Raw genomic sequence first — 11324 nt, 5'->3', positions numbered from 1 at the left:
TATCAGACCGCCCTCATCAGCAGGGTCGCGGCCGCCAGGAGTGCCGCGCCGCCGAACATCGAGACCGCGTAGGAGCGCACGAAGCCGTTCTGCAGCCGGCGCATCCGCCCGGACAGCCCGCCGAACGAGGCCGCCGTGCCGTTGACCACGCCGTCGACCAGGCTGTGGTCGAGGTACACCAGCGAGCGCGTCAGGTGCTCGCCGCCGCGGACCAGGACGACGTGGTTGAAGTCGTCCTGGAGCAGGTCGCGCCGGGCGGCCCGGGTGAGCAGGGACCCGCGCGGCGCGACCGCCGGAACCGGCTTGCGGCCGTACTGGGCGTAGGCGACGGCGACGCCGACGACCAGGCACACCATGGTGGCCAGGGTCACCGTCAGCGCGCTGACGGGCGGGTGGCCCTCCTCGTGCCCGGTGACCGGCTCCAGCCAGTGCAGGAAGCGGTCGCCGAGGGAGAAGAACGCGCCGCCGAAGACCGATCCGACGGCCAGCACGATCATCGGGATCGTCATGACCCGGGGCGACTCGTGCGGGTGCGGCTCCGCGTGGGCGCCGCGCTCCTCGGCCGCCGGTTCCGCGTCCGGCTCGGCCGGGGACGGGGTCGGCCGGTCGCGCCAGCGCTCCTCGCCGAAGAACGTCATCAGCATCACGCGCGTCATGTAGTACGCGGTGATGGCCGCGCCCAGCAGGGCCGCGCCGCCGAGGATCCAGCCCTCGGTGCCGCCCTTGGCGAAGGCGGCCTCGATGATCCGGTCCTTGGAGAAGAAGCCGGACAGGCCGGGGAAGCCGATGATGGCGAGGTAGCCGAGGCCGAACGTGACGAACGTCAGCGGCATGTACTTGCGCAGGCCGCCGTAGCGGCGCATGTCGACCTCGTCGTTCATGCCGTGCATGACCGAACCGGCGCCGAGGAACAGCCCGGCCTTGAAGAAGCCGTGCGTGACCAGGTGCATGATGGCGAAGACGTAGCCGATGGGGCCGAGGCCGGCGGCCAGCACCATGTAGCCGATCTGCGACATGGTCGAGCCGGCCAGCGCCTTCTTGATGTCGTCCTTCGCGCAACCGACGATCGCACCGAACAGGAGCGTGACGGCGCCGACGACGGTGACGACGAGTTGCGCATCGGGGGCACCGTTGAAGACGGCCGCGGAGCGGACGATCAGGTAGACGCCCGCGGTCACCATGGTCGCGGCGTGGATGAGGGCGGAGACCGGGGTCGGGCCCTCCATCGCGTCCCCGAGCCAGGACTGCAGGGGCACCTGGGCGGACTTGCCGCACGCGGCGAGCAGCAGCATCAGGCCGATCGCGGTGAGCCGGCCCTCCGAGGTGTCGGCGGCACCGTCGAGGACCGGCCCGAAGGCGAACGTCCCGAACGTGGTGAACATCAGCATGATGGCGATCGACAGGCCCATGTCGCCGACCCGGTTGACCAGGAAGGCCTTCTTCGCCGCGGTCGCCGCGCTGGGCTTGTGCTGCCAGAAGCCGATCAGCAGGTAGGAGGCGAGGCCGACGCCCTCCCAGCCGACGTACAGCAGCAGGTAGTTGTCGGCGAGGACGAGCAGCAGCATCGCCGCGAGGAACAGGTTCAGATAGCCGAAGAAGCGGCGGCGCCGCTCGTCGTGCTCCATGTACCCGACCGAGTACAGGTGGATCAGGGAGCCGACGCCGGTGATCAGCAGCACGAACGTCATCGACAGCTGGTCGAGCCGGAAGGCGACGTCCGCCTGGAAGCTCTCGACCGGGATCCAGGTGTACAGGTGCTGGATCAGCGTGCGGTCCTCGGCGTTCCTGCCGAGCAGGTCCGCGAAGAGCACCAGGCCGATGACGAACGAGGCGGCCGACAGCAGGGTGCCGAGCCAGTGGCCGACGGCGTCCAGGCGCCGGCCGCCGACCAGGAGGACGGCCGCTCCGAGCAGGGGCGCCGCGATGAGCAGCGCGATCAGGTTCTCCACGATTCTTCCGACCCCTTACAGCTTCATCAGGCTGGCGTCGTCGACCGAGGCCGAGTGGCGGGAACGGAACAGCGACACGATGATCGCGAGGCCCACCACGACCTCCGCGGCGGCGACGACCATCGTGAAGAAGGCGATGATCTGGCCGTCGAGGTTGCCGTGCATCCGGGAGAAGGCGACGAACGCGAGGTTGCAGGCGTTCAGCATCAGCTCGATGCACATGAAGATCACGATGGCGTTGCGCCGGATCAGCACGCCGGTGGCGCCGATCGTGAACAACAGGGCGGCGAGATACAGGTAGTTGACGGGGTTCACTTCGACGCCTCCTCGGCCCGCTTGAAGTGCGGAGGGTCGATCGCCTTCCGCTCCAGCCGGTCCTCGGCCCGCTGCTCCATGGCCCGCAGGTCGTTCAGGGCCTCCGTGGAGACGTCACGGACCTGGCCCCGCTCGCGCAGGGTCTTGCTGACCGTGAGCTCGGACGGGGTGCCGTCGGGCAGCAGGCCGGCGATGTCCACCGCGTTGTGCCGGGCGTAGACACCGGGCGCCGGCAGCGGGGGCACGTACGTCCCCTCGCGCACGCGTCGTTCGGACAGTTCCCGCTGGGTCATGGCCCGCTCGGTGCGCTCGCGGTGCGTGAGCACCATGGCGCCGACGGCGGCTGTGATCAGCAGGGCGCCGGTGATCTCGAAGGCGAAGACGTACTTGGTGAAGAGGAGGGACGCCAGGCCCTCCACGTTGCCATTCGCGTTGGCCCGGCCGATGCCGTTGAAGTCCTTCAGGGAGGCGTTGACGATGCCCGCGATCAGCAGGACGCCGAAGCCGGTCCCGCACAGCAGGGCGAGCCAGCGCTGGCCCTTGATGGTCTCCTTCAGGGAGTCCGCGGCGGTGACGCCCACGAGCATCACCACGAACAGGAACAGCATCATGATCGCGCCGGTGTAGACGACGATCTGCACGACGCCCAGGAAGTAGGCTCCGTTGGCGAGGTAGAACACCGCCAGGACGATCATGGTGCCGGCCAGGCACAGCGCGCTGTGCACGGCCCTCTTCATGAACACGGTGCACAGGGCGCCGATCACCGCGATCGTGCCGAGCACCCAGAACTGGAAGGCCTCTCCGGTGGAGGTGGAGTAGGCGGCGAGCTGCGCGGTCATCGGCCGATCACCTTCTCGGAGGCCGGCTCGTCCGTGCCGAAGGTGGACGACGCCTCCTGCGGCACCTCGCCCTTGGAGACGGCGACCTGGCGCACCGTGCCGGGCGCGGCCTCCGTCACCAGGCCCCGGTAGTAGTCCTGCTCGTCCATGCCCGGGTAGAGGGCGTGCGGCGTGTCCACCATGGCCTCGTCGAGACCGGCGAGCAGCTGCTCCTTGGTGTAGATCAGGTCGGCGCGGCTGGAGTCGGCCAGCTCGAACTCGTTGGTCATCGTCAGCGCGCGCGTGGGGCACGCCTCGATGCACAGGCCGCACAGGATGCAGCGGGCGTAGTTGATCTGGTAGACGCGGCCGTACCGCTCACCGGGCGAGTAGCGCTCCTCGTCGGTGTTGTCCGCGCCCTCCACGTAGATGGCGTCGGCGGGGCAGGCCCAGGCGCACAGCTCGCAGCCGACGCACTTCTCCAGGCCGTCCGGATGGCGGTTGAGCTGATGCCGTCCGTGGAAGCGCGGAGCGGTGGTCTTCTTCTGCTCCGGGTACTGCTCGGTCAGCCGCTTCCTGAACATGGCCTTGAAGGTCACGCCGAAGCCGGCCACGGGGTTCTGGAAGCCGGGCTTCGTCCGCCCGGCCTCCTGGGGCTCCTCAGCCATCGGACGCCTCCTTTCCCTCCAGAGATCCGTCACTGTCAGTGTCCGGTCCGCCACTGGAAATCAGCTCGCGTTCTCCCCACCGCGCGCGGCGCCGCGGTACCGGCGGCAGTTCCTGCCCCGGCAGCGGCGGCACGGGGAAGCCGCCGGCCATCGGGTCGAAGGCGGCCGGTTCGGCGGCAGGCCCCTCGGCCGCCTTCGCCTTCTCGCGGAACAGGTCGGCGACGAAGGACAGCAGCAGGAGGGCCAGGACACCGCCGCCGACGTAGAGCGCGATGTCGGCGAAGTCGTAGCGCTCGTTCCTGAGGGTGCGCACGGTGGCGACGAGCATCAGCCAGGTCACGGAGACCGGGATGAGGACCTTCCAGCCGAGCTTCATCAACTGGTCGTAGCGGACCCGCGGGAGCGTGCCGCGCAGCCAGATGAAGAAGAACAGCAGCAGCTGGACCTTGACGACGAACCAGAGCAGCGGCCACCAGCCGTGGTTCGCGCCCTCCCAGAAAGTGCTGACCGGCCACGGGGCCCGCCAGCCGCCCAGGAAGAGCGTGGTCGACACGGCCGAGACCGTCACCATGTTCACGTACTCGGCGAGCATGAACATCGCGAACTTGATCGACGAGTACTCGGTGTTGAAGCCGCCGACCAGGTCGCCCTCGGACTCCGGCATGTCGAACGGGGCGCGGTTGGTCTCGCCGACCATGGTCACGACGTAGAGGATGAAGGAGACCGGCAGCAGCAGGATGAACCAGCGGTCATGCTGCTGTTCGACGATCGTCGACGTCGACATCGACCCCGAGTAGAGGAACACGGAGGCGAACGCGGCGCCCATCGCGATCTCGTAGGAGATCATCTGCGCGCACGAGCGCAGGCCGCCCAGCAGCGGGTAGGTGGAGCCGGAGCTCCAGCCCGCGAGGACGATGCCGTAGATGCCGACCGAGGCGACCGCGAGGATGTAGAGCATCGCGATCGGCAGGTCGGTCAGCTGCATCGCGGTGCGGTGGCCGAAGATCGACACCTCGTTGTCCGCGGGACCGAACGGGATCACCGCGATCGCCATGAAGGCGGGGATGGCCGCGACGATCGGCGCGAGGACGTACACCACCTTGTCGGCGCGCTTGACGACGAGGTCTTCCTTGAGCATCAGCTTCACGCCGTCGGCGAGCGACTGGAGCATGCCCCAGGGGCCGTGCCGGTTCGGGCCGATGCGCAGCTGCATCCAGGCGACGACCTTGCGCTCCCAGACGATGGAGAACAGTACGGTCACCATCAGGAACGCGAAGCAGAAGACCGCCTTGACGACGACCAGCCACCAGGGATCGGTGCCGAACATCGAGAGGTCTTCAGCGGCGAGGTACGGGCTCATGCCTCCACCTCCTTGGGGGCCTCGCCGGCGAGCGTCGCCGGGCCGATGCGGACGAGGGAGCCGGGCTGCGCCCCGGTGTCGGAGGCGACGCCGGTGCCGGTGGAGTTCAGCGGCAGCCAGACCACCCGGTCGGGCATGTCGGTGATCTCCAGCGGGAGTTCGGCGGCTCCGGCGGGGCCGGTCACGGCGAGGATGTCGCCGTCCTTGACGCCCGCCTCGGCGGCCGTGGCGGCCGAGACGCGGGCACGGGCGGCGTGCCGGGTCCCGGCGAGCGCCTCGTCGCCCTGCTGCAGGACGCCGAGGTCGAGCAGCAGCCGGTGCCCCGCGAGCACCGCCTCACCCGCGGCGGGCCGGGGCAGCGGACGCCCCGTCTCGACCGGGTCGGAGGCGCGCGGCCCGGTCCAGGTGCCGAGCCGGTCCAGCTCGGCGTGGGCGGTGCGCAGGTCCGGCAGTCCCAGGTGGACGTCCATCGCGTCGGCGAGCATCTGCAGCACGCGGGCGTCGGACGGGGCCGGGCGGTGGGTCATCTGGTCGGGCTTGAGCGCCGCCTCGAAGAAGCGGACCCGGCCCTCCCAGTTGAGGAAGGCGCCGGCCTTCTCGGCGACGGCGGCCACCGGCAGCACCACGTCGGCGTGCTCGGTGACCTCGCTGGGCCGCAGCTCCAGCGACACCAGGAAGCCGACCTCGGCGAGCGCGGCCCGCGCCCGGGCCGGGTCGGGCAGGTCGGCGATCTCCACGCCCGCGACGAGCAGTGCCTGGAGGTCGCCCTGCGCGGCGGCCTCGACGATCCGGCCGGTGTCCCGGCCGTAGCGGTGCGGCAGCGTGGCGACGCCCCACAGGGCGGCGACCTCCTCCCGCGCCCGCGGGTCGGTGGCCGGACGGCCGCCGGGCAGCAGCGACGGCAGCGCGCCCGCCTCGACGGCGCCGCGCTCACCGGCCCGGCGCGGGATCCACACCAGGCGGGCGCCGGTCGCGGCGGCGGCCCGCACGGCGGCGGTGAGGCCGCCGGCCACGCCGGCCAGCCGCTCCCCGACGACGATGACGGCGCCCTCGGCGCGCAGCGCCCCGGCGGCCTTCGCGCCGTCCTCGGCCAGGCCTGCCCCGCCGGCGAGCGCGTCGAGCCACTCGGTCTCGGTGCCCGGCGCGGCCGGCAGCAGCGTGCCGCCCGCCTTGCCGAGGCCGCGCGTGGCGTGCGTGGCCAGTGCGAAGACCTGCTGTCCGTGCTTGCGCCAGGCCTTGCGCAGGCGCAGGAAGACGCCGGGGGCCTCCTCCTCGGACTCGAATCCGACGAGCAGGACGGCCGGTGCCTTCTCCAGCGAGGTGTAGGTCACGCCCGTGCCGTCGACGTCGCGTCCGCGGCCGGCGACCATGGCGGCCAGGAAGTCGGCCTCCTCGGTGGAGTGCACGCGGGCGCGGAAGTCGATGTCGTTGGTGTCGAGCGCCACGCGCGCGAACTTGCTGTAGGCGTAGGCGTCCTCGACGGTCAGACGGCCGCCGGTGAGGACGCCGGTGCGGCCCCGCGACGCCAGCAGGCCCTGGGCGGCGATCTGCAGCGCCTCGGGCCAGGAGGCCGGCACCAGCTCCCCCTCGGGGTTGCGCAGCAGGGGCGTCCTGAGCCGGTCCCTGGTCTGCGCGTACCGGAACGCGAAGCGTCCCTTGTCGCAGATCCACTCCTCGTTGACCTCGGGGTCGTTCGCGGCGAGCCGCCGCATGACCTTCCCGCGCCGGTGGTCGGTGCGGGTGGCGCAGCCGCCGGAGCAGTGCTCGCACACCGACGGCGAGGAGACCAGGTCGAAGGGGCGGGAGCGGAACCGGTACGCCGCCGAGGTGAGGGCGCCGACCGGGCAGATCTGGATGGTGTTGCCGGAGAAGTACGACTCGAACGGGTCGCCCTCACCGGTGCCGACCTGCTGGAGCGCGCCGCGCTCGATCAGCTCGATCATCGGGTCGCCCGCGACCTGGTTGGAGAACCGGGTGCAGCGGGCGCACAGCACGCACCGCTCGCGGTCGAGCAGCACCTGTGTGGAGATCGGGACGGGCTTCTCGTAGGTCCGCTTGCGGCCCTCGAAGCGGGACTCGGCGTTGCCGTGCGACATGGCCTGGTTCTGCAGCGGGCACTCGCCGCCCTTGTCGCAGACCGGGCAGTCCAGCGGGTGGTTGATGAGCAGCAGCTCCATCACGCCGTGCTGCGCCTTCTCGGCGACCGCGGAGGTGAGCTGGGTCTTCACGACCATCCCGTCCGTGCACGTGATGGTGCAGGACGCCATGGGCTTGCGCTGGCCCTCCACCTCGACGATGCACTGGCGGCACGCGCCGGCCGGGTCGAGCAGGGGGTGGTCGCAGAACCGGGGGATCTCGATGCCGAGTTGCTCGGCGGCGCGGATGACCAGGGTGCCCTTGGGCACGCTGATCTCGGCGCCGTCGATCGTCAGCGTGACGAGGTCCTCCGGCGGGACGGCCGCCCCGCCCCCTCCGGAGGGGGCGCTGGTGGTCACGGTCATGCGTTCACCTCCGTGCGGTCTGCCCAGGCCGTCGACCTGGCCGGGTCGAAGGGGCAGCCCCGGCCCGTGATGTGCTGCTCGTACTCCTCGCGGAAGTACTTCAGCGAGGAGAAGATCGGCGAGGCGGCGCCGTCGCCGAGGGCGCAGAAGGACTTGCCGTTGATGTTGTCGGCGATGTCGCCCAGCTTGTCGAGGTCGGACAGGTCGCCCTTGCCGGCCTCGATGTCCCGCAGCAGCTGCACCAGCCAGTACGTCCCCTCGCGGCACGGGGTGCACTTGCCGCAGGACTCGTGGGCGTAGAACTCGGTCCAGCGGGTCACCGCCCGCACCACGCAGGTCGTCTCGTCGAAGCACTGCAGGGCCTTGGTGCCGAGCATCGAGCCGGCGGCCCCGACCCCTTCGTAGTCGAGCGGGACGTCGAGGTGCTCCTCGGTGAACATCGGCGTCGAGGAGCCGCCCGGGGTCCAGAACTTCAGCCTATGGCCCGGGCGCATGCCGCCGCTCATGTCGAGCAGCTGGCGCAGCGTGATGCCGAGCGGGGCCTCGTACTGGCCGGGGTTGGCGACGTGGCCGCTGAGCGAGTACAGCGTGAAGCCCGGGGACTTCTCGCTGCCCATGGACCTGAACCAGTCCTTGCCGTGGTGCAGGATGGCGGGGACCGACGCGATCGACTCGACGTTGTTCACCACGGTCGGGCACGCGTACAGGCCCGCGACGGCGGGGAAGGGGGGACGCAGCCGCGGCTGGCCGCGGCGGCCCTCGAGCGAGTCGAGCAGCGCGGTCTCCTCGCCGCAGATGTACGCTCCGGCGCCCGCGTGCACGGTCAGGTCGAGGTCGAGTCCGCTGCCGAGGACGTTCTTGCCGAGGTAGCCCGCCGCGTAGGCCTCGCTGACGGCCGAGTGCAGCCGCCGCAGCACGGGCACGACCTCACCGCGCAGATAGATGAAGGCGTGCGACGACCTGATGGCGTAGCAGGCGATGACGATGCCCTCGATGAGGCTGTGCGGGTTCGCGAACAGCAGCGGGATGTCCTTGCAGGTCCCCGGCTCCGACTCGTCGGCGTTGACGACGAGGTAGTGCGGCTTGCCGTCCCCCTGGGGGATGAACTGCCACTTCATGCCGGTGGGGAAGCCGGCGCCGCCGCGTCCGCGCAGCCCGGATTCCTTGACGTACGCGATGACCTCGTCCGGGGACATCGTGAGCGCCTTGCGCAGCCCCTCGTAGCCCTCGTGCCGTCGGTACACGTCCAGCGTCCAGGACCCGTCCTCGTCCCAGAAGGCGGACAGCACGGGTGCGAGCAGCTTCTCCGGGCTGTTCTCCGCGCCGCCCTCGAACTTGCCGGGGCGGGTGGTGCCTCCGTCCTCGGTCGCCAACGTCATCACTCCCCCTCCTCTGCGGTAGGCGCCTCGGCGCCGGAGGGGCCGGGCGGGGTCCCTCCGTCACGGGTCGTGGGCGACGGGTGGGCGGGGTCGGAGGCCGACGTGTCCTGCGGCGCGTCGTGCGAGCTCAGGTGTTCGGCGGGCGACGGCTGGTGCACGGCGCCGTGGGGCTCGTCGTGCGGTCCGCCGTCGCGCGGGTGGACCACGCGCGCGGGCGCGGCCTCTCCCCTGGCCAGCCGCAGGCCCACCAGCGAGGCGGGTCCGGCGCTGCCGCCGGCCTCCGTCGCCCCCTCACGCTCGTCGGGGAAGCCGGCCAGGATCCGGGCGGTCTCCTTGAAGGTGCACAGGGGCGCGCCGCGCGTGGGCGACACGGGCCGTCCCGCCCGGAGGTCGTCGACGAGGCGCTTGGCGCTCGCCGGGGTCTGGTTGTCGAAGAACTCCCAGTTGACCATCACGACCGGCGCGTAGTCGCAGGCCGCGTTGCACTCGATGTGCTCCAGGGTGACCTTGCCGTCGTCGGTGGTCCCGCCGTTGCCTACGCCGAGGTGCTCCTGGAGGCTCTCGAAGATCGCGTCGCCGCCCATCACCGCGCACAGGGTGTTGGTGCACACGCCCACCTGGTAGTCGCCGGAGGGCCGGCGCCGGTACATGGTGTAGAAGGTGGCGACGGCGGTGACCTCGGCCGTGGTCAGGCCGAGCACCTCCGCGCAGAACCGCATGCCGGTGCGCGTGACGTGCCCCTCCTCCGACTGCACCAGGTGCAGCAGGGGCAGCAGCGCGGACCGTGAGTCCGGGTAGCGGGCGATGATCTCCCGCGCGTCGGCCTCCAGCCGGGTCCGGACGTCGTCCGGGTAGTCGGGCGCGGGCAGTTCGGGCATGCCCAGGCTGACGCCCCGCTCCGAGGAACTGGTGGTCACCGGTCGACGCCTCCCATCACGGGGTCGATGGACGCCACGGCGACGATCACGTCGGCGACCTGGCCGCCCTCGCACATCGCCGCCATGGCCTGCAGGTTGGTGAAGGACGGGTCGCGGAAGTGGACCCGGTAGGGGCGGGTGCCGCCGTCGGACACGGCGTGCACGCCGAGTTCGCCCTTGGGCGACTCGACCGCCGCGTAGGCCTGTCCCGGCGGGACACGGAAGCCCTCGGTGACCAGCTTGAAGTGGTGGATCAGGGCCTCCATGGAGGTGCCCATGATCTTCTTGATGTGGTCGAGGGAGTTGCCGAGGCCGTCGGGTCCCAGGGCGAGCTGGGCGGGCCAGGCGATCTTCTTGTCGGCGACCATGACCGGGCCGGGCTGGAGCCGGTCCAGGCACTGCTCGACGATCCCGAGCGACTGGCGCATCTCCTCCAGGCGGATCAGGAAGCGGCCGTAGGCGTCGCAGCTGTCGGCGGTCGGGACGTCGAAGTCGTACGTCTCGTAGTCGCAGTACGGCTGGGTCTTGCGCAGGTCGTGCGGCAGGCCGGTGGCGCGCAGGATGGGGCCGGTGGCGCCGAGGGCCATGCAGCCGGCCAGGTCGAGGTAGCCGATGTCCTGCATACGGGCCTTGAAGACGGGGTTCCCGGTGGCGAGCTTGTCGTACTCCGGGAGGTTCTTCTTCATCTTCTTCACGAACTCGCGGATCTGGTCCACCGCGCCGGGCGGCAGGTCCTGCGCGAGTCCGCCGGGCCGGATGTACGCGTGGTTCATCCGCAGGCCCGTGATCAGTTCGTAGAGGTCGAGAATCATTTCACGATCGCGGAAGCCGTAGATCATGATCGTGGTGGCGCCCAGCTCCATGCCGCCGGTGGCGATGCAGACCAGGTGGGACGACAGCCGGTTCAGCTCCATCAGGAGCACCCGGATGATCTTGGCCCGCTCGGTGATCTGGTCGTCGATGCCGAGGAGCCTCTCGACGGCGAGGCAGTAGGCGGTCTCGTTGAAGAAGGACGTCAGGTAGTCCATGCGCGTCACGAAGGTGGTGCCCTGCGTCCACGTGCGGAACTCGAGGTTCTTCTCGATGCCGGTGTGCAGGTATCCGATGCCGCAGCGGGCCTCGGTGACGGTCTCGCCCTCGATCTCCAGGATCAGGCGGAGCACCCCGTGCGTGGACGGGTGCTGCGGGCCCATGTTGACGACGATGCGCTCGTCGTCGGCGCGGGCCGCGGACTGGACGACCTCGTCCCAGTCGCCGCCGGTGACGGTGTAGACGGTGCCCTCCGTCGTCTCCCGGGCGGAACTCTGCGCCCCGGGGGCACCCGTCGGGGAGTGGGGGTCGGGCGAGGGGCGGGCGGATGCCATCGAGGAGGTGGTCCCGGAGGGACTCGTTGAGGGGTGGTGGCCGGGCGACGGGT

Annotated in this window: 9 protein-coding genes; all 9 read right to left on the bottom strand. The window is 70.8% G+C overall.

Translation table 11 applies throughout. From position 1 onward, the window contains the following. Nucleotides 1–2: 2 nt before the first annotated feature. The 9 genes from nuoL to ACWDNY_RS03460 are packed head-to-tail and all read right to left on the bottom strand — an operon-like array spanning nucleotide 3 to nucleotide 11271. Complete coding sequence (gene nuoL / locus ACWDNY_RS03500) at nucleotides 3–1949, bottom strand: NADH-quinone oxidoreductase subunit L (RefSeq protein ID WP_451644026.1); 1947 nt, start codon at nucleotides 1947–1949, stop codon at nucleotides 3–5. A gap of 15 nt (nucleotides 1950–1964) precedes the next feature. Further along, the gene (nuoK, locus tag ACWDNY_RS03495; RefSeq protein WP_451644025.1) at nucleotides 1965–2264 is read right to left on the bottom strand and encodes an NADH-quinone oxidoreductase subunit NuoK; all 300 of its coding nucleotides are present in this window, start codon (nucleotides 2262–2264) and stop codon (nucleotides 1965–1967) included. After that, on the bottom strand, nucleotides 2261–3103 hold the full coding sequence (locus ACWDNY_RS03490; protein WP_451644024.1) for an NADH-quinone oxidoreductase subunit J: 843 nt from the start codon (nucleotides 3101–3103) through the stop codon (nucleotides 2261–2263). Before ACWDNY_RS03490 ends, nuoK begins: the two co-directional genes overlap by 4 nt. Then, nucleotides 3100–3750, bottom strand: coding sequence for an NADH-quinone oxidoreductase subunit NuoI (gene nuoI, locus ACWDNY_RS03485; RefSeq protein WP_451644023.1), 651 nt, complete (start codon nucleotides 3748–3750; stop codon nucleotides 3100–3102). Before nuoI ends, ACWDNY_RS03490 begins: the two co-directional genes overlap by 4 nt. Beyond that, complete coding sequence (gene nuoH / locus ACWDNY_RS03480; RefSeq protein ID WP_451644022.1) at nucleotides 3743–5110, bottom strand: NADH-quinone oxidoreductase subunit NuoH; 1368 nt, start codon at nucleotides 5108–5110, stop codon at nucleotides 3743–3745. The genes nuoI and nuoH overlap by 8 nt, the downstream gene beginning before the upstream one ends. Continuing rightward, nucleotides 5107–7611 (bottom strand): NADH-quinone oxidoreductase subunit G, encoded by a 2505-nt coding sequence (locus ACWDNY_RS03475; RefSeq protein ID WP_451644021.1) that lies wholly within the window; start codon nucleotides 7609–7611, stop codon nucleotides 5107–5109. The genes nuoH and ACWDNY_RS03475 overlap by 4 nt, the downstream gene beginning before the upstream one ends. After that, nucleotides 7608–8993 carry an NADH-quinone oxidoreductase subunit NuoF gene (gene nuoF / locus ACWDNY_RS03470; protein WP_451644020.1) on the bottom strand — a complete coding sequence of 462 codons (1386 nt, stop codon included), beginning with the start codon at nucleotides 8991–8993 and terminating at the stop codon, nucleotides 7608–7610. Before nuoF ends, ACWDNY_RS03475 begins: the two co-directional genes overlap by 4 nt. Further along, nucleotides 8990–9907, bottom strand: a complete 918-nt coding sequence (gene nuoE, locus ACWDNY_RS03465) for an NADH-quinone oxidoreductase subunit NuoE (RefSeq protein WP_451644019.1) — start codon at nucleotides 9905–9907, stop codon at nucleotides 8990–8992. The genes nuoF and nuoE overlap by 4 nt, the downstream gene beginning before the upstream one ends. Beyond that, the gene (locus tag ACWDNY_RS03460) at nucleotides 9904–11271 is read right to left on the bottom strand and encodes an NADH-quinone oxidoreductase subunit D (RefSeq protein WP_451644067.1); all 1368 of its coding nucleotides are present in this window, start codon (nucleotides 11269–11271) and stop codon (nucleotides 9904–9906) included. Before ACWDNY_RS03460 ends, nuoE begins: the two co-directional genes overlap by 4 nt. Nucleotides 11272–11324 lie beyond the last annotated feature (53 nt).

Source organism: Streptomyces sp. NPDC003697, assembly GCF_053587115.1.
The sequence above is the reverse complement of the archived record's forward strand: the minus strand, read 5'-3'. Positions and strand labels throughout refer to the sequence as shown.

Coding starts and splice junctions, on each gene's coding strand:
- ACWDNY_RS03490 (WP_451644024.1), bottom strand. CDS start 3,103: ATGACCGCGCAGCTCGCCGCCTACTCCACCTCCACCGGAGAGGCCTTC.
- ACWDNY_RS03475 (WP_451644021.1), bottom strand. CDS start 7,611: ATGACCGTGACCACCAGCGCCCCCTCCGGAGGGGGCGGGGCGGCCGTC.
- nuoI (WP_451644023.1), bottom strand. CDS start 3,750: ATGGCTGAGGAGCCCCAGGAGGCCGGGCGGACGAAGCCCGGCTTCCAG.
- nuoH (WP_451644022.1), bottom strand. CDS start 5,110: ATGAGCCCGTACCTCGCCGCTGAAGACCTCTCGATGTTCGGCACCGAT.
- ACWDNY_RS03460 (WP_451644067.1), bottom strand. CDS start 11,271: ATGGCATCCGCCCGCCCCTCGCCCGACCCCCACTCCCCGACGGGTGCC.